Annotated in this window: 21 protein-coding genes and 1 pseudogene; 12 read left to right on the top strand and 10 right to left on the bottom strand. The window is 72.6% G+C overall.

The features are described from left to right. Positions 1–6 precede the first annotated feature (6 nt). Entirely contained in the window at positions 7–936 is a 930-nt protein-coding gene (locus AB0K03_RS00370; RefSeq protein WP_364678291.1) for a universal stress protein, read from the bottom strand. 195 nt (positions 937–1131) lie between these two features. On the opposite strand from AB0K03_RS00370, the gene AB0K03_RS00375 reads away from it, so the two are divergent. Continuing rightward, on the top strand, positions 1132–2172 hold the full coding sequence (locus tag AB0K03_RS00375) for a zinc-dependent alcohol dehydrogenase family protein (protein ID WP_364678294.1): 1041 nt from the start codon (positions 1132–1134) through the stop codon (positions 2170–2172). Positions 2173–2233: 61 nt separating this feature from the next. Here the strand turns inward: AB0K03_RS00375 and AB0K03_RS00380 are convergent, their stop codons facing one another. Further along, positions 2234–2686, bottom strand: a complete 453-nt coding sequence (locus tag AB0K03_RS00380; RefSeq protein WP_364678297.1) for a DUF7144 family membrane protein — start codon at positions 2684–2686, stop codon at positions 2234–2236. A 298-nt stretch (positions 2687–2984) separates the two neighbouring features. Here AB0K03_RS00380 and AB0K03_RS00385 point away from each other — a divergent pair, with 298 nt between their 5' ends. From AB0K03_RS00385 to AB0K03_RS00405, 5 genes are all read left to right on the top strand, one after another. After that, positions 2985–3422 (top strand): DUF7144 family membrane protein, encoded by a 438-nt coding sequence (locus AB0K03_RS00385; protein WP_364678299.1) that lies wholly within the window; start codon positions 2985–2987, stop codon positions 3420–3422. 99 nt (positions 3423–3521) lie between these two features. After that, the gene (locus AB0K03_RS00390) at positions 3522–3983 is read left to right on the top strand and encodes a hypothetical protein (RefSeq protein ID WP_364678302.1); all 462 of its coding nucleotides are present in this window, start codon (positions 3522–3524) and stop codon (positions 3981–3983) included. Between the two features lie 47 nt (positions 3984–4030). Beyond that, on the top strand, positions 4031–4477 hold the full coding sequence (locus AB0K03_RS00395) for a DUF7144 family membrane protein (protein WP_364678305.1): 447 nt from the start codon (positions 4031–4033) through the stop codon (positions 4475–4477). Positions 4478–4504: 27 nt separating this feature from the next. Next, positions 4505–5653 carry an AI-2E family transporter gene (locus AB0K03_RS00400; RefSeq protein WP_364678308.1) on the top strand — a complete coding sequence of 383 codons (1149 nt, stop codon included), beginning with the start codon at positions 4505–4507 and terminating at the stop codon, positions 5651–5653. 4 nt (positions 5654–5657) lie between these two features. Beyond that, complete coding sequence (locus tag AB0K03_RS00405) at positions 5658–6542, top strand: YhjD/YihY/BrkB family envelope integrity protein (RefSeq protein WP_364678310.1); 885 nt, start codon at positions 5658–5660, stop codon at positions 6540–6542. 109 nt (positions 6543–6651) lie between these two features. Here the strand turns inward: AB0K03_RS00405 and AB0K03_RS00410 are convergent, their stop codons facing one another. From AB0K03_RS00410 to ppk2, 3 genes are all read right to left on the bottom strand, one after another. After that, entirely contained in the window at positions 6652–6942 is a 291-nt protein-coding gene (locus AB0K03_RS00410; protein ID WP_364678312.1) for a hypothetical protein, read from the bottom strand. A gap of 9 nt (positions 6943–6951) precedes the next feature. Further along, positions 6952–7437: a DUF6069 family protein gene (locus tag AB0K03_RS00415; protein ID WP_364678315.1), complete on the bottom strand. Its 486-nt coding sequence runs from the start codon at positions 7435–7437 to the stop codon at positions 6952–6954. A gap of 94 nt (positions 7438–7531) precedes the next feature. Further along, the gene (gene ppk2 / locus AB0K03_RS00420) at positions 7532–8407 is read right to left on the bottom strand and encodes a polyphosphate kinase 2 (RefSeq protein WP_364678318.1); all 876 of its coding nucleotides are present in this window, start codon (positions 8405–8407) and stop codon (positions 7532–7534) included. 214 nt (positions 8408–8621) lie between these two features. Here ppk2 and AB0K03_RS00425 point away from each other — a divergent pair, with 214 nt between their 5' ends. After that, on the top strand, positions 8622–9404 hold the full coding sequence (locus tag AB0K03_RS00425) for a metallophosphoesterase (RefSeq protein WP_364678320.1): 783 nt from the start codon (positions 8622–8624) through the stop codon (positions 9402–9404). Positions 9405–9453: 49 nt separating this feature from the next. Here the strand turns inward: AB0K03_RS00425 and AB0K03_RS00430 are convergent. Both AB0K03_RS00430 and AB0K03_RS00435 read right to left on the bottom strand, forming a co-directional pair. Then, a pseudogene (locus tag AB0K03_RS00430) lies at positions 9454–9840 on the bottom strand (RDD family protein); the annotation flags it as partial. Next, the gene (locus tag AB0K03_RS00435; protein ID WP_364678323.1) at positions 9837–10382 is read right to left on the bottom strand and encodes a hypothetical protein; all 546 of its coding nucleotides are present in this window, start codon (positions 10380–10382) and stop codon (positions 9837–9839) included. The pseudogene AB0K03_RS00430 and the gene AB0K03_RS00435, both read right to left, overlap by 4 nt. Before the next feature lie 243 nt (positions 10383–10625). Between AB0K03_RS00435 and AB0K03_RS00440 the strand changes: the two genes are divergently transcribed. The 4 genes from AB0K03_RS00440 to AB0K03_RS00455 all read left to right on the top strand — a co-directional run bounded on the left by AB0K03_RS00440 (position 10626) and on the right by AB0K03_RS00455 (position 13617). Then, positions 10626–11165 (top strand): DUF1269 domain-containing protein, encoded by a 540-nt coding sequence (locus AB0K03_RS00440; RefSeq protein WP_364678325.1) that lies wholly within the window; start codon positions 10626–10628, stop codon positions 11163–11165. Positions 11166–11304: 139 nt separating this feature from the next. Continuing rightward, positions 11305–11697, top strand: coding sequence for a hypothetical protein (locus AB0K03_RS00445; protein ID WP_364678328.1), 393 nt, complete (start codon positions 11305–11307; stop codon positions 11695–11697). A gap of 19 nt (positions 11698–11716) precedes the next feature. Beyond that, complete coding sequence (locus AB0K03_RS00450; protein WP_364678331.1) at positions 11717–12331, top strand: DUF308 domain-containing protein; 615 nt, start codon at positions 11717–11719, stop codon at positions 12329–12331. Between the two features lie 14 nt (positions 12332–12345). After that, a complete protein-coding gene (locus tag AB0K03_RS00455) occupies positions 12346–13617 on the top strand; it encodes a cation:proton antiporter (RefSeq protein ID WP_364678333.1) in 1272 nt (423 codons plus the stop codon). 26 nt (positions 13618–13643) lie between these two features. On the opposite strand, the gene AB0K03_RS00460 is transcribed toward AB0K03_RS00455, so the two are convergent. From AB0K03_RS00460 to AB0K03_RS00470, 3 genes are all read right to left on the bottom strand, one after another. Then, the gene (locus tag AB0K03_RS00460) at positions 13644–14162 is read right to left on the bottom strand and encodes a hypothetical protein (RefSeq protein ID WP_364678336.1); all 519 of its coding nucleotides are present in this window, start codon (positions 14160–14162) and stop codon (positions 13644–13646) included. Then, positions 14159–14638, bottom strand: a complete 480-nt coding sequence (locus AB0K03_RS00465; protein WP_364678338.1) for a DUF7144 family membrane protein — start codon at positions 14636–14638, stop codon at positions 14159–14161. The genes AB0K03_RS00460 and AB0K03_RS00465 overlap by 4 nt, the downstream gene beginning before the upstream one ends. A gap of 224 nt (positions 14639–14862) precedes the next feature. After that, positions 14863–15405 carry a hypothetical protein gene (locus AB0K03_RS00470; RefSeq protein WP_364678341.1) on the bottom strand — a complete coding sequence of 181 codons (543 nt, stop codon included), beginning with the start codon at positions 15403–15405 and terminating at the stop codon, positions 14863–14865. A gap of 196 nt (positions 15406–15601) precedes the next feature. Here AB0K03_RS00470 and sulP point away from each other — a divergent pair, with 196 nt between their 5' ends. Then, a complete protein-coding gene (gene sulP / locus AB0K03_RS00475; protein WP_364678344.1) occupies positions 15602–17332 on the top strand; it encodes a sulfate permease in 1731 nt (576 codons plus the stop codon). The last annotated feature ends 12 nt before the right edge of the window (positions 17333–17344 follow it).

Here is a 17344-nt window from a genome sequence, read left to right on the forward strand (position 1 = left end):
GCGGGTTCACCCGGACGTCCCGGGCGCGCGCACCACGGCCACCGGGCAGCCGGCGCCGGCCAGCACCGCCTGGCTCGCGGAGCCCAGCAGCAGTCCCGCTACCCGGCCACGCCCCCGCGACCCGACGACCACCAGCGCGGCTCCCGCCGTACATTTCGGCAGCGCCGTCTCGGGGCTCTCCTCGAGCACCAGCTCGGCGACGCCGACATGGGGGAACTCGGAGCGCCAGGGCGCGACCGCGCCGGCGAGCAGCCGGTGGGCCGCCCGGCGCAGCTCGGTGCGGGCGGGCCCGGCAATCATCTCGTGGGCGAGGACCCGCCCGGCCCCGGCCGGTACGACCGGCGGGCTCCACGCGTGCACCGCGACCAGCCCGGCCCGCCGGCGGGCGGCCTCGGCGAAGGCGAACCGCAGCGCCGGTTCCGAGGCCTCCAAGCCGTCTACGGCCACCACCACCGGCCCGCCCGCGTCGCCCTCGCCACGGACCACCACCGTGGGGCAGTGCGCCTGCGCGGCCACCTGGACGCCGATCGACCCGGTGAGCGACCCGGCCACCCGGCCCAGGCCCCGGGAGCCGACGACGAGCAGGGCCGCGTCGGCCGACGCGGCCACCAGCACGTCGACCGGGCCGCCCGGCTTGAGGTGGCCGGAGACCTCGACGTCCGGGGCGTACATCCGGGCCTCCGCGGCGGCCAGCGTCACCAGGCGCCTGCCGGGGTTCGCCGGACGGCGCCGGGGGACGGCGACGCCGACCGGTACGGGCAGGGTGAGGGTCGCCGTGCCGGGCTCCCGGAACGCGTAGCTCAGGCGCAGGCCGGCGCCGGTCTCCCGGGCGTGGTTCGCGGCCCAGCGGACGGCGGTGATCGCGCCGCCGGAACCGTCGACGCCGACGACGATCGTGGCGCGGCGGGTCTGCGGACGCTGCTGAAGGGCATGCATGACGACTCCCGTCGGCTCGGTGCTGTCCCTCCATTGGTCCTGCCGGATATGGCGGAAGGACCTCAACCGCGACAGGGTCGTGTGACGAACGCCCGCCGCGGTGAGCATGGCCGGGCTCGTAGGGCCGGAGGTCCCTACCCCGCGGCCCGCCGCGGGACGAGCGTGGAGGGGAACGACACCTCGAGAGGAGCGACCATGAAAGGGCTTGTGTACGGCGGGCCGGGAGTGCGGTCCTGGACGGAGGTTCCCGACCCGACGATCAAGGATCCGCGCGACGCCGTCATCCGCGTCGACGCCGTCACCATCTGCGGCACCGATCTGCACATCCTCGGCGGCGATGTGCCCGCAGTCACCTCCGGACGGATCCTCGGCCACGAGGCCGTCGGCACGGTGACCGAGACCGGCAGCGGGGTGTCGGGGCTCAAGGCCGGGGACCGGGTGCTGGCCTCGTGCATCTCCGCCTGCGGCATCTGCCGCTACTGCCGGGAGGGCGCGTACGGGCAGTGCCTCGGCGGCGGAGGGTGGATCCTCGGTCACCGCATCGACGGCGTGCAGTCCGAGTACGCCCGGATCCCGTTCGCGGACCTGTCGACGTACCGGCTGCCGGAGCGGGTGAGCGACGAGGCCGCGGTGCTGCTGGCCGACATCCTGCCCACCTCGTACGAGGTCGGCGTGCTCAACGGCCACGTGCAGCCGGGCGACACCGTGGTGATCGTGGGCGCCGGCCCCATCGGGCTCGCGGCCGTCCTCACCGCGCGGCTCTACTCACCCGCCCACATCGTCGTGGTGGACAAGGCGGAGAGCCGGTTGCAGGCGGCGAAGATGTTCGGCGCCGACACCACCGTCGTGGCCGGCACCGACGACCCGGTGGCCGCGGTGCAGGCCCTGACCGGCTCCCTCGGCGCGGACGTGGCGATGGAAGCCGTGGGCACACCGCAGACCTTCGAGCTGTGCACGAAGCTCGTCCGGCCCGGCGGCCGCATCGCCAACATCGGCGTGCACGGCAAGCCGGTCACGCTGCACCTGGAAGACCTGTGGATCCGCAACCTCACCATCACCACCGGCCTGGTCGACACGTTCTCGACGCCGAAGCTGCTCGACATGCTCGTCGCGGGTCAGCTCGACCTCGCCCACATGGTCACGCACCGCTTCGGACTCGACGAGTTCATGGCGGCGTACGACGTGTTCGCCGACCCGGCGCACACCGGCGCCCTGAAGGTCGTGCTCTCGCGGTGACCGGGTTCCGGCGGTGGCAGCAGTGCTGTCACCGCCGGCCGCCACGGCTGCGCCGAGCGGCTCAGGTGTACGCCGGCTCCCGGCCGTGCACCGTGAGCGCGTAGATCACCAGCACGTCCATCGCGATGACGATCGCGCACCAGACCGGGTACGCCGGAAGGAACGCCATGTTCGCCAGGGCGCTGACGGCGGCGATGACGATGCCGAGAACCCGGGCCCACATCTGTCCCATGAACAACCCGATGCCGGTGGCGATCGCGATCAGCCCGATGATCAGATGGGTCCAGCCCCAGGCCGTGTAGTCCATGGTCACCAGGAGCCCGTTGCGCGTCACCACGTAGTACTCGTCGCGGAAGATGGCGACCAGGCCCTCGATGACCTGGAATCCGCCGAGCATCATCGCCATGGTGCCCGCGAAGTAGATGAACCCGACCCAGGCGGTTGGCTCGTGCCGCTTCTGCGCCGCGTACGAGTCACTGCCGGCGTGGCTCTGCCGTTCCTGCGTGTCCGACATGGTAGTGCCTTTCGGTTGTCGGTATCCGGGTGCATCGGCCGCAGCCGCGGACCCGCCCGTCACCCGGCATGGTGACTGTCCGGCGAGGACTCCGGCCCACCCCTGGCGGGTGAGTTCCGCCGTTCGCCGGCCCGTCCCGGCTTCATCCACCCGGAATGAGGAGCGGACGGGGCCGGCGATGGCTCACTGGAGCCGTCGCGGTCGTCGCGCGAGCCGCGGGAGATCCTGCGCTTCGCCGCCCGGCCCGGCATGTCGCCGCCGGCCCGCCGGCGGCTCCGATCTGGACGGAGGCACGATGATGGCGGATCAGCGAGGCATGCCCGCCGGCATCCAGATGAGCGACGCGACCGGATGGGTGGCCTCGGTCCTGGCCGGCGCCGCCCTGCTCGTCCTGGCCGGCGCCCTGCATGCGATGACGGGGATCGCCGCCCTGGCGCGCCCCGAGATCGTCGAGGAGGATCGGGTGCGCGTGCTCCTGGGCGCCGACCTGACCACCGTGGGCTGGGTTCACCTGGTCTTCGGACTGCTGGAGGTCGCCGCCGGCGTCGCCCTGCTCACGGGCCGGCTCTGGGCCCGGGTGATGGCGATCGCGCTGGCCTCGATCAGCACTCTGGCCAACTTCCTCCTCGTCACCGTCAACCCGGTCTGGGCGGTCGCGGTGATGTCCATCAACCTCCTGGTGATCTACGCGGTGGCGCGGCACGGCAGCGAGCTCGAGGTGGAACGCGGCACCTGACGAGGCCGGACGTGCCGGCTCACCCCCGGCGGATGGCGCGCAACGGGTGTCCGGCGGCGAGCATGTGCCCGGGACGGTTCAGCGGAAAGGGGCCCGGTCGTGCTGATCTCGCTCGTTGTCGGCACCCTTCTCGTGGTGCTGGTCACCGCCTGGTCGGCGCGGTGCAGCCGCCGCCGGTTCCAGGACTCCGGTACCGCCTTCCGGTGCCGGCTGCGCGTGCGGGGACGCCGGTCGGTGATCTGGCCGACGCTGACGCGGCGCTGGTCCCGGCCGATGTGGGCGCTGTGGGAGGACGACGTGCTCGTGGTCCGGCGCGGCCCGGTGCTCGGCCGGACGATCCTGCTGCGAACCCAGACCCCTGTCGGCGTGGTGCACAACCTCGATCTCGAAGCTCCGTGGCTGTGCGGCACCCGGCCGGTCGGTGTGGTGCTCAAGATCTGGGACGGGGCCCGGATCGAGGTCGCCGCCCGCGCCGGCGACCGCGTCGGTGTGGTGGGCCCGTACCTGGCCGCGGCGATCAACGACCTTCCGAAGGCGCCCGACCCCCGGCGCCGCATCTGAGGAGACGAAAGGCGGCAGAAGCCATGTCGGACACACAGCAGAGCGCCGTGAGGAGTCCGGGCGCTTCCTACAACGCGGAGAAGCAGTACGAGGTGGCGAGCCGGTCGGGGCCGACGGCGTGGGTGGGTGTGGTGCTGTTCGGCGGCATCATGATGCTGATGGTCGGCTGCTTCCAGGTCACCCAGGGGTTCGTCGCGCTCTTCCGGGAGGACTACTACCTGGTCAGCCCGGACGGGCTGGTGGTGCAGCTCGATTACACGGCGTGGGGCTGGACGCACCTGGTGATCGGTCTGATCGCCGTCGGCACCGCCATCGGGGTCATGGCCGGGCAGACGTGGGCCCGGGTGCTCGGCATCGTCATCGCGGCCGTCAGCGCCCTGGTCAACGTCGCCTTCCTGGCGGCGTACCCGATCTGGAGCATGATCGTCATCGTCATGGACGTCCTGGTGATCTACGCGCTCGCGGTCCACGGTCGCGAGGTCGCGGACTACTGAGCCGGCCGCGGGTACGGAGGAGGTCCGGTGGGCCGGGCATCGGTGAGCCACGGCCGGCCCGCGCTGCGCGTGCGCGGGCACGGCGTCCCCCACGGCAACGGCGCTGCCGGCCTGCCACGGGGCCTGATCGTGCTGCTGGGGCTGGCCGGCGCGGTGGTCGCGGTGGCCGGCCTGCGCATCTTCGCGGAGGTCCTGGCTCCGGTGTTCCTGGCGCTGATGCTCACGGTCACGGCCAGCCCGCTCGGCGCCTGGCTGATCCGCCGTGGAGCGCCGGCGTGGCTGGCCGCGACGGCCCTGGTCGCCGTGGTGTACGCGGTCCTCATCGCCCTGGGCGCCGCCCTCGCCGTCTCGGTCGCCCGCCTGGTCGCGCTGATGCCGCAGTACCAGGACCGGCTCGCGGACCTGCGCGCTTCCGCGTCCGGGGCCCTCACCGGCCTCGGACTCGACGCGGGTCGGGCCGGAGATCTCACGGCGTCGATCACGCCGGGGGCGGTGGCCGATGCCGTCCAGAGCCTGCTCGGTGGGCTGCTGGCCACGGCGTCCAACGCCGTCTTCCTGCTGGCGGTGCTGTTGTTCCTCTGCCTGGACGCCGTCAGCTTCCCGGCCCGGCTGCACAGCGCCGCCGTCGAGCGTCCCGAGGTGGTGGGGGCGCTGCGGTCCTTCGCCGGCGGCACCCGGCGGTACCTGCTGGTCTCGACGATCTTCGGGCTCATCGTCGCCGTCATGGACACGCTGGCGCTGTGGGCGCTCGACATCCCGCTGCCGGTGCTCTGGGGGCTGCTGTCGTTCATCACCAACTACATCCCGAACATCGGGTTCGTGGTGGGCCTCGTACCCCCGGCCCTGCTCGGCCTGCTGGAGGGCGGCGTACCGCTGATGACCATGGTCATCGTCCTCTACAGCGTGGTCAATTTCGTCATCCAGTCGGTGATCCAGCCCAAGATCGTCGGGGATGCGGTCGGACTGTCCGCCACCGCGTCCTTTCTCTCGCTGGTCTTCTGGACGTGGGTCCTCGGCCCGCTGGGCGCGCTCCTGGCCATCCCGCTGAGCCTGCTGACCAAGGGCCTGCTGGTGGACGCCGATCCGCGGACCCGCTGGATCGATTCGCTCATCTCGTCCGGGCCGCCCCGGTCGCGCCGCCGTGCCGCCGGACTGCCGGCCCCGGGACAGCGGTGACCCGATGGCCGTCCCCAGCGGGTACGACAGCGCCGACGCGCAGGCCGCCGCCCGCCTCGTGGCGAGGGTGCCCGCGCCGTTGCGCCCGCCGATGCGCTGGATCGCGCACCGGGCGGCCGGCCGGATCCTCGTACGAACCCTGGCCGGCCTCGTCCGGATACAGATCTTCGATCGGGCGATGACGCTGGCCGCGCAGGCCTTCACCTCGCTGTTCCCGATCCTGATCATGGCGGGCGCGATCTTCGGTCCCGATCTGGTCGCCCGGTTCGCGTCGCTGGCCGGGTTGCCGCCGTCGTCGCGGCATCTCATCACCGAGACGCTCACCGATCGCGGGGTGAACGCGTTCGGTGTGGTGGGCATCCTGGTCGTGCTGCTGTCCTCGACCGGCCTCGCGCGTGCGCTGGCCCGGGCGTACGCGACGGTGTGGCAGGTGCCCCGGCTGCCGGGCGGGCCGCGGGCGGCGTGGCGGTGGTTGCTCGCGGTTCTGGTGGTGGCCGCGCTGCTGGTCGGTACGCGGTTGTCGGGCTGGCTCACCGCCGATCTGCCCCGGCCCCGCCTGTGGTCGGGCGCGCTCCTGCTGGCGGCCGACTGTGCGGTGGCCGTGCTGCTGCCGGTTCTGCTGCTCAACCGGTCGGTGCCGGCCAGGATGCTGGTGCCGGGCGGCCTGGCGTTCGCGGCCGTCATGCTGGTCGTCCGTCCGGCCGGAGCCGTCTACCTGCCCCGGGCGCTGCAGACGAGCTACGACCGGTACGGCACCATCGGCCTCGCGTTCACCTACATCGGATGGCTGTACATCATGGCGTTCTGCCTGCTGGCGACGACGGTGCTCGGCCAGGTGCTCGCCCAGGACGAGGGCGTCGCGGGACGGTTGATCCGCCGCGCGAGCTGATCGACGGGGCGGGCGCCGGCCCCGTTCCATGAACACGCCGGCCGGATCCGCGGACATCGGCGACCCCACCCGGGGCGTCACGGGCATCGGGCGTCGCGCGATCCGGCCTTCACCCTCGGCGGAACAGGGCCGGCGGGACCAGACTCAACCGCTGTCGCGGCGTACGCCTCATTCCCTCCGGATGAATCGGCGGCCGCCGGCGGGCCGCCTGCGGCGCCGGGGCCTTCGCCCGGTGGCGTTCCACAGCGTCCTCGATGAGGAAGGAGATGAGGACGCCGCCGGCCGCCGCGAGGAAGGGCATGACCACCAGGGGGCCGTAGTCGAATTTCGGCCGGCGGCCGCGGAGCACGGTCAGGGCGGCGGCCAGACGCCGCCGTGCGACGGTGGGACGGGTCCGCACGACATCACCTCAGCGGTAGGGCCGGGGTGCCGGCGTGACCGGGGTGGCGCGCCCCGCCGCGTGCGCGGATCCCGCGACCAGGGAGCCGATGGCGACGCCGAGGATGAAGTTCAGGCCCGCGGTGAACAGCCGGGAGCCCAGGTCCTTCTCCGTGATGAACGGCGCCAGCATCGCGGTGATCGTGGCCAGCGTCATGACCCACCCGAAGAAGAGCATGGGCCGGGGGGTGAACAGCAGGAGCAGGTGCATCAGGCCGGTTGCGGCGAGGCTGAGCAGCGCCGCGCCGAGGGCGTACCACCCGGTGCTGGCGTCGCCCCACACGCCGGCGCCCTTGGGGGCGAGCACGTCGACGTCGAACAGGCCGCGGCCGACGAGGATGCCGACGATCGCGATGAGCGCGGCCACGACCGCGGTGGCCGCGCCGCCGGCCCAGAGCCGGCCGGCGTTGACCGCGGGCCGCGACGGGGGAGTGGCGGACTGGTACATGGCCGTCATGGCGTCCTCCTCGTTCGCGCGGCGCGTTGCCGCGTCCGGTCGAGCGTCGCCGGGGCGGTGACCGGCGTACCTCATCCGGTGTGGGTGAACGGTGTCACCCCGTGAACCTGCCGACGCGGCGCAACTCGGCCTGCATGATGGCGATCTCCTCGCGGGCCGGGACGACGATCCGGGGATCGGGACGCGGATCGAGACCGGTGTTGCACTCCTTGTAGTCGACCGCGCCGAGGATGACCTTGATCGTGTTGAGCCGGGCCAGCTGCTTGTCGTTGGCGCGGACGATGAGCCACGGTGCCGTCTTCGTGCTCGTGCGCTGCAGCATCTCGTACTTGCGCTCGGTGAAGTCGTCCCAGCGGCTCTGCGCCTGCAGATCGATCTCGCTCAGCTTCCATTGGCGCAGCGGGTCGGTCATCCGGCGTTCGAACCGGCGCGCCTGGGTCTCCTTGGTGACGCTGAAGTAGAGCTTCACGAGGATCGTGCCCTGCCGTACCAGGTCCTTCTCGAAACCGGTCACACCCTGCAGGAAGTCCTGGTACTCCTTGCGGCTGCAGAACCCGAAGACCCGCTCCACCATCGCGCGGTTGTACCAGCTGCGGTCGAAGAGCACGATCTCGCCGCCGGCCGGGAACTGGGCCACGTACCGCTGGAAGTACCACTGGGAGCGTTGTTCCTCGGTAGGCCGGCCGAGGGCGACGACCCGGTAGTGCTTCTCGTTCATGTACCGGGTGACCCGGCGGATCGCGCCGCCCTTGCCGGCCGCGTCCCGTCCCTCGAACAGCACGATCATCCGCAGTCCCTCGGCCTCGAGGTGGCGTTGCAGCTTGAGCAGTTCCACCTGCCACGGGCGCAGATCGAGGTCGGACGTCAGCTTGCGCGCGAGCGCGGCCCGTTCCCGCCGCAGGACGGTGAGCTCACGCATCGCCGCTTCGTACGCCGCCGCGATGTCCGCCGGGGGTGGTGACGCGGCCATCGTGTCTCCCTTCTCACGCCGGACCTCGAGCTTCAGCCGCGGCGCCCGCGAGGCGGCTCATCCCGGCTGAGTGACGTTCGCGGCGGCTCGCCTCGCCGGGTCGTACGCGGCCGTCCGGCGTCTCGCGTGGCCTCACCCGGCCGAGGTGAGGGCGGGCACGCCCGGGGGACGGCAGAATGCCCGGCAGTCCTCGAGCACTGCGACGGAGGCGGCCATGCTCGACGCCGGTGCTCGGCACGTCGTGGCGCACCTGTCGGACCTGCACCTGGGCGCCCACGACCCGGCGGCGGTGGCGTCCGTCGTGGACGATGTCGCCGCCGTGGCGCCCACGCTGACGGTGGTCACGGGGGATCTGACCATGCGGGCCCGGGCCGGGCAGTTCCGCCGGGCCCGGGAGTTCCTCGACCGGCTGCCCGGGCCGCTGCTCGTGGTGGCCGGCAACCACGACGTGCCGCTGGTCAGCGTCGAGCGGGTGCTGGCGCCGTACCGGCGGTATCAGCGCTTGATCCTGCCCGAGCTGGACCCGGTGCTGCGACTGCCCGGCCTGACCGCGCTCGGGCTGCAGACCACACCGCGCTGGCGGTGGAAGAGCGGTCGCGTGTCGCGACGGCAGAGCGAGGCCGTCGTCTCGGTGCTCGGATCCGCTCCCGCCGGCGCCGTCCGGCTGCTGGCGCTGCACCACCCGCCGCGGGCCACGGGACTCGAACGGCTCGTCGGCCGCGACCGTCTGCTGCGGGCCCTGGCACGCGCCCGGGTCGATCTGGTCCTGGCCGGACACACCCACGTTTTCCGAACCGGCCGGATGGAACTCGGCGCCACGGCCCACCGGCCGATCGAGGTGGTGGCCGGTACGGCCGTCAGCCGGCGTACCCGGGGGACCGGCCGCTCGTGGACGGTGATCCGCGTCGACGCCTCGGCCGTCGTCGTCGAGGAGCGCCGGCAGAGCGGGACCGGATGGCGGACCGGGACCGTGCGGCGTTTCCCGCGGGCCGGCTGACCCCCGGCGCCGGGGGCACGCGGACCACCGAGGTCCGGGCCACCTTGTCGTGGACACCCTGACACCGCCCGTCCACGAGGGCCCACAGCGCGCCGATCGGGAAGTACGCGAGCACGAGGGCTCGCAGCAGCGCCGCTACCAGGGACAGCCGGCGCGAGTGCGTGGGGACGACCCGCAGTCCCAGGACGGCCATCCCCGGGGTCCGGCCGGCGAGGAACCAGAACAGCGCGCTGTACGTGGCGAGCATCGCGGGCAGCACGATCAGGCAGGCGGAGGCGACGGCCAGGACCATTCCGTGCAGCCGGACGCCGACGACCGAGGTGATCATGGCGGCGACCGCGGCGCCACCGGTGAACAAGGCGCTGACCACGAGCGTGTCCAGCAGGTAGGCGACGGTCCGGCTGACCGGCCCGGCGGGCGCCGCCCGCGAGCTCATGGCCCGGACGCGGGCGGCGGCTGCTGTGCCGGGCTGCGGTGCAACACCCGCGACGTCATCCGGTCGACCGCCGCGTCGCCGGCCACCGCGCCGGCCCGCAGGCGTCCGACCAGCTCGTCCACCATGGTCTCGCGCTGGCCCCGGACGAGCGTCCGGATCCGCTCGGGTTCGCGCTCGAGCAGCAGGAGGACGTCGTCGAGGACGGCGTGCACGACCGGTCGCATCACCCGTTGGAGCTGGTCGTCCACGATCCGGTCGAGGAGCGGGGACCGCGCCAGCATGGTCACCGCGGCCTCGGTCGTCTCCGCGGCGCGGCGCCGCCAGCGCTCCCGCTCTGCGGCGCCCCGGCCGGCGAACCGGTCGACGATCTGCGGGCGGCGCCCGGCCGCGCGGCGGAGGCGGCCGATCAGTCCCGCCGTCGCCTCCTCGGCCGCGAACGCAGCGCCCACCACGGTGTCCTGCCACAGCACCAGCCCTCGCGGCACTTGCGGGAAACGGACGCCTGAGAGCCTGCCGTCGGATCCTGGATCCAGGGTGGTCATCCCGCCACGATGCGGCGGCGAGCGCCTGCGCCGCCCCACCCGCCGCGGATGAACGCGTGGCGGGGGGAGCAAGGGCGGAACTCCCGCCCGCATCCCGTACGCGCGGAGCCCCGTCCCCCGGACCCGGCGGCGGCGGAGGTTCATTCGTGCGGAATGAGTCCGGGCGGAGGCCGGCGTGGCTGACTGGGTCGGACGCCGGGAGGCGACCGGCGGTGCGGATCAACGAAGGGATGTGGACGGATCATGGCAACACTCGTCGCCATTGGTTACTCCGATGAGACGACCGCGACGGCCGCGTCGCTGGAGGCGCAACGTCTGGCGAAGGATCTCATCATCCAGCCCGATGCGATCGCGGCGATCATCCGCGACCGGGAGGGCAAGTTCCATGTGACCACCAACCACCATGCGGTGGGCGGGGGTGCCACGTGGGGCATGTTCTGGGGGTTGCTGTTCGGCATGCTGTTCTTCATCCCGGTGCTGGGCATGGCGGTCGGCGCGGGACTGGGCGCGCTGATGGGCAAGATGACCAAGGGCGCGATCGACAAGGAATTCCAGGCGCAGGTCCGCGACATGCTGCAGCCCGGCACGTCGGCGCTGTTCCTCGTGGTGGAGCAGGTGACGGTGGACAAGGCCGTGGAGGCGCTGGCCCGCTTCGGTGGCACGGTGCTCAAGTCGTCGCTGCCGAAGGAGACCGAGGCGGAGCTGCAGGAAGCCCTGCACGGTGGTGCGAACGGCGCGCGTTCGGACTCGGTGGCGAGCTCGTCCACGTCGTCCGCTTCTTGATCGTCGATCCGGCGTACGACCGGGTCGCCCCGGGACGGCGCCGGTCCGGATGAGGACGGACCGGCGCCTCGGGGTGTGTCCTCACCCTGGGATGACGTACGGCCGGGAACGCGGAGGGCAGGGTCGAACCATGAGTGGAATGCGTACCTTCACGGCCGCCGTGACTGTGGCCGCGGCGCTCGGTGCCGGTGGATGCGGCACGGACCAGCCGCCGGTGTGCGACAGCCTGGCGGCCGTACGGACCACGATGGAGCAGGTCCGCAACGTCAACGTGGCGGAGAACGGGCTCGGCGCGCTCAAGACGCAGCTCCAGCAGCTGCGGACGGACGTACGCCGGCTGCTGGACGACACCTCCGCGCAGTTCGCGTCGCAGGCGCAAGCGGTCAGAACGGCCGCCGAGCAGGTGTCGGCGAGCGTCGCGACCGCACGGGAGACGCCCGACGCGGCCCACCTCGGCGCTGTCCGTACCTCCCTGAGCACTTTGCAGGGCAGCGTGCGGACGCTCGGGGATGCCATGTCGGGCACGTGCTGAGGCGCCGGAGGAGGCAGGCATGAGCGAGACATACTCTGACGTCGATGCAGGCGCGATGGCGGCACAGCCGGGCTTCGCCGCGGAGCTCCGGTCGGTCCCGGTGCCGTGGGGAACCCTGCTGGCAAGCGGCATCTTCGGGGTCGTCTTCGGCGCCGCCGTGCTCATCTGGCCCGATGTGTCGTTGCGGGTCATGGCGGCGCTGGCCGGGGTGTGGCTGTTCGCCGCCGGCATCGCCCGGATCATCGGCGCCTTCCTGCCAGGCCGGGCGAGCATCGCGCACCACCTGCTCTCCGGCATCGTCGGCGTCGTGGTGCTCATCGCCGGTCTGATCTGCCTGCGTGACCTCGTCAGCCGCCTGACCGTGCTCGCCCTGCTGTTCGCGACCACGTGGCTGCTGAGCGGGATCGCCGAGGTGGTCCTCGGCCTGCAGCGCACCGGCGCGGCCCGCTGGGGACTGATCTGCGTGGGTCTGCTCTCGATGGCCGTCGGAGCCGTCTTCGTCCTGATGCCGGAGGTCTCCCTGACGACGCTGGTGCTCCTGACCGGGATGAGCAGTCTGATCGTCGGGCTTTCCGAGGTGGTGCTGGCCCTGTTCCTGCGGGCGAAGGTCAGAGGGCAGGGCGCCGAGCGCTGAGACGAGGCCTGACCGTGGGCGCTCTGGCGCTGGTAGCGGCCGTCGTGTTCGCCTGGGGGGCGTTCTCGGCGCGGCTGGAGCGCGCCGACGTGACCGCCCCGATCGCGTTCGTCGGGGTCGGCATCCTGCTGGCGCCGGCCGTGCACACCGATGCCGGTGCCGCCGGGGTCACCGTGCTCACCGAGGTCACGCTGGCCTGGGTGCTGTTCTCCGATGCCGCCCGGGTCGGGCTACGCGAGCTGCGCGGTGACTCCGCGGTGTACGGGCGGCTTCTCGCCCTGGCCCTGCCGCTGACCGTCGTGGCGGGGGCGGCCGGCGCGTGGGCACTGCTGGGCGCGTCGCTGCCGTGGTACGCGTTGCTGGTGGGGGCCGCGCTGGCCCCGACGGACGCCGCGCTGGGTGCGGTCGTGATCACCCACCCGGCGGTGCCGGCGCGGATCCGGCGCATCCTCAACGTGGAGAGCGGGCTGAACGACGGCATCGTCACCCCGGTCGTCCTGCTGGCGCTCACCGGCGCCGCGTCGGTTCCGGACGATGCCGGCCACACCGTGGTCACGGCGGTCCTCCAGCTGCTGGGCGGCGCAGTGATCGGCGCGGCGGCCGGTGCGGGCGGCGGCGGTCTGCTGCGCGCAGCCGTACGGCGGGGGTGGACCGATGACAGCTTCGCCGGACCGGCGGTGCTGGCGCTGGCACTGGCCGCGTACACGGCAGCGGTGGCCGCGCACGGCAACGGGTTCGTCGCCGCGTTCGCGGGTGGCATCGCGTTCGGGCACGTCGCCGGGCGGGGCGGACCGCGCGAGGTGTTCTACGTCGAGGAGACGGCCGGCCTGGCGTCGTTGCTGGTCTGGCTGCTGTTCGGGGCCTTCGCGGTGCCGTCGCTCTACGGGCGGGTCGACCTCGCGCTGTTGCTGTACGCGGTGCTCAGCCTGACCGCCGTACGGATGGTCCCGGTCGCCGTGAGCCTGATCGGCGCGCGCCTCGGCGGCCGTACCGTCCTCTTCATCGGCTGGTTCGGTCCGCGCGGGCTGGCCTCGGTGGTGTTCGCGCTGATGGCGGTGGAGGAGCTGGGTGAGCGCGCCGCTCCGGCAGTCGCCGCGATCGTGCTGACCGTGCTGCTCAGCGTGGTGGCTCACGGCCTGACCGCCGGACCCTGGGCGGCCCGGTACGGCGCGCACGCCCGGCAGCCGCCCACGACGGTCGGCGAGCCGGCCGCGGCGGCACGGCTTGTCCGGCCGTCCAGCGGTCACGACCCCGGCCCGGGAGTGTCGAGCGGCAGAAAGCCCTGAGCCGGTCCGTCCGGCCCCGATTCCGGTCAGTGCAGCACGGCCTTCAGAACGATCATGGCAACGCCGAACAGTCCGGACACGCCCGCGGAGACCAGCTTCTCACCGACGGACAACCGGCCGTTGCTGCCGATCCGCCAGCCCGCCATGCAGAGCAGGACGGTGCTGGCGACCAGTGCCGAGATGATCGCCGCCCGCAGATCGGTCCGCAGCAGCCAGGCGGCGACCAGGACACCCAGCGGGACGAACGAGGCGGTGATCATCTCCCCGCCGGTCGTCAGCTGGGCGCGTACGGCCTCCCAGCGCGGATGATGTCCTTCGTGGATACGTTCGGCCACGATCCGGGCGTAGCGCTCCGCGGCCCAGTAGACCGACAGCGTGGCCAGTACCGCGAAGACGGTCGCCGCTGCCGTGGGCGCGTGCGACGCGGCCATGACGGCGGCGCTCACGATGATGCCGTAGAGGCCTGCGGCGGTGGCCTCCTGCACGTCGTGCGGTGACTTCTGCCGCCGGGCCGGGGATGACGAGCGGCCGCCGCGATCCGTCACTTCCGCGAGACCCGCAGCAGCTTCGCCTCGCCGCCGTGCACCGCGAGCGCGTAGATCGCCGACAGGTCGAAGGCGACCGCGAGGATCGTCCACGCCGGGTAGGCCGTGGCGAATCCGAGATTCACGAGCGCGTTGATCGCCGCCACCACGACACCGACGACCCGTGCCCATCCGTACCCCAGGAAGACGCCGGCGCCGGCGGCGATCAGCGTCAGGCCGAGGATCAGCAGCGCCCACCCCCACACCGCGTAGTTGACGTCGACCACCAGCCCCGACGACGGCGAGTGGTAGAAGGACTCGTCGAAGAGCGCGACGAGCCCCTGCACGGCGTTGATGACGCCGGCGCCGCAGAGCAGGATGGCGATGAACAGCACCCAGCCGAGCCAGCCGGTGGAGACCCTGGGCTCGGCACTTCTGTGCGCGGGTGCGGGCGAGGACTGCCGCGGAGCGGCCGGAGCCTGCTTGCTGTCGGTCATGACGATCCACTCCTGGTCCTTGTCGAAACCGTGCCCGGCTGCAGGGGAGCCCGGCTGCAGAGAAGCGGATGCAGCCGGCCGGTGGATCCGGCTGCATCCGGTGGTGGGTGGTGGTCAGCGGCGGCGGCGCCGGGCCACCCGCCGCGCCGTGCGCCGTGCTGTGCGCCGGGCCACCCGGCGGGATCCGAACATGTCCTTACCTCCTTCTGCGCCGGCCGCGCCGCTCAGCGGCGACCGGCCGTCTCGAGGTCGTGCAGCTCCTTGGCCTCCTCGGCGGTCACGAGACCGATGCCGACCAGGTCGAGCGGGCTGATGAAGCCGTCGCCGATCCGGTACCCGCCGGCCCGGGCGATGGCGTCGCGCAGCGGCACGGCCCAGTGGTGCTCGATGAGCAGCAGCGCGGCGGCGGTGTCGTCGGGGATCTCGGCGATGATGTCCCAGGTGTCCTCGTCCGTGAAGGCCTGCACACCCTGCTCCGCCGCGACCTGCGCGCCGGCCGCCGCACCGGCCACCATGCCGGTCTCGCCCTCGATACCGAGCCCGACCAGGGCTCCGATCTTGCTGCCGAGTTCGACGGCCTCCTCCGTCGACAGGTTGCTCAGGTGCTCGACCTCGATCTCGCCGTCGGCGTCCTTGTAGACGGCGAGCGCGTCGATGACGCGTATGGTGTCGCTCTTGCGAAGCTTCTCCAGCTCGGCGATGACCTCGCCCTGGAAGTTCGGGTGATTGAAGCCGAGCACGATCATCTGGACCGGACCGATGGCCATCGGCTGGCTCTCCTCTCCTCGAGGGAATGAAGGGCGGGAAACGCCCGTCGCCGATGCTGCCGCGAGCCTCCTGGCGATGCCTCATCCGAGGTGGATGAGCGTCGCGCCGGGCGGCTTCATTCGCTCGGAATGAGGCTGTGAGGGGACGCCCGTGACTGACTGGCCGTGGGACTGACGGCAGGTCGGAGGAGGCGCCGTGGACGGGAAGCGGATGGCGTACCGCTGGGTCCCGGGCATCCGAGCCGTGACGGAGTACCGGCGTGGCTGGCTGGCCAAGGACCTCGTCGCGGGGCTCGTGCTGACCACCCTTCTCGTCCCGCAGGGCATGGCGTACGCGGAACTCGCCGGGCTGCCGCCGATCACCGGCTTGTACACCACGGTGTTCGGTCTGCTCGGCTACGCGCTGTTCGGCGCCTCCCGGATTCTCGTGGTGGGTCCCGACTCGTCGCTCGGGCCGATGATCGCGGCGGTGATCGTCCCGATCGCCGGCTCCGGCGGTGACCCGGCCGTGGCGGTGGGCCTGGCGTCGATGCTCGCGCTGATGGTCGGCCTGACCATGACCGCGGCCGGCATCGCGAAGCTGGGCTTCATCGCCGACCTGCTGTCCAAGCCGACCCAGATCGGCTACATGAACGGCCTCGCGCTGACCATCCTGGTGGGACAGCTGCCCAAACTGTTCGGATTCTCGGTCGACGGCCATGGGCTCGTCAGCGAGGCGGCCGGTTTCGTCCGCGGGCTGGCCGCGGGCGACGCCGTCCCGGCCGCCGTCGCGGTGGGCCTGATGACCCTGAGCGTCATCGTCGTCCTGCAGCGCTGGCTCCCGAAGGTGCCGGCGGTGCTGACCGCGGTGGCCGCCGCGATCGCCGCCACCTGGCTGTTCGACCTGGGCGAGCGCGGGGTGAAGCTCGTCGGCCCGCTGCCGCCCGGTTTCCCGCCGTTGACCCTGCCGCACGCGTCCTGGTCACAGCTGGTGCCGCTGCTCATCGGGGCGGTCGGCATCACCGTCGTGTCGCTGACGGACACCATCTCCACCGCGTCGTCGTTCGCCTCCCGGTCGGGGCAGGAGGTCCACGCCGATCAGGAGATGAAGGGCATCGGCGCGGCGAACGTCGCGGCCGCCTTCTTCCAGGGCTTCCCGGTCAGCACCAGCGGCTCGCGGACCGCGGTGGCCGAGCAGTCCGGCGCCCGTACCCAGCTGACCGGCCTGGTCGGCGCAGCGCTCATCCTCACGATGCTGCTGCTCACCCCCGGGCTGCTGCGTGACCTGCCGCAGCCGGCGCTCGGCGCCGTGGTGATCGCCGCGTCGCTGTCGCTCGCCGACATCCCCGGCACCGCCCGGCTGTGGCGCCGGCGCCGGCTCGAGTTCCTCGTGTCGATCGTGGCGTTCCTCGGCGTGGCGCTGCTCGGGGTGCTGCCGGGCATCGGCGTGGCGGTCGGGCTGTCGGTGCTGAACGTGTTCCGCCGGCTGTGGTGGCCGTACCAGGCGGAGCTGGGCCGGCCCCACGGCGTGCCGGGCTACCACGACCTGCGCTCGTACCCGGACGCCGAGCGGCTGCCGGGCCTGGTGATGTTCCGCTTCGACGCACCGCTCATCTTCGCCAACGCCCGGGTCTTCCGCGAGCAGGTCCGGCGGGTGGCCCGCCGGGAGCCGGCGCCCCGGTGGATCGTGGTGGCGGCGGAGCCCGTGACCGATGTCGACACGACCGCCGCGGACATGCTCGAGACGCTCGACCGCGAGCTCGACGCCCGCGGGACGGCGCTGGTCTTCGCCGAGCTCAAGGATCCCGTCCGGCGCAAGCTCGATCGGTACGGGCTGACCGCACCGCTCGACCCGGCGCACTTCTTCCCCACGCTCGACGACGCCGTGGCCGCGTACCGGGCGCGGACCGGGGCAACGTGGGAGGCGCCGGTCATCCGTCCGGGGTGACTCGTGACCCGG

The sequence above is a fragment of the Actinoplanes sp. NPDC049316 genome (assembly GCF_040677315.1).
In the GTDB taxonomy this organism is placed as follows: Bacteria; Actinomycetota; Actinomycetes; order Mycobacteriales; family Micromonosporaceae; genus Actinoplanes.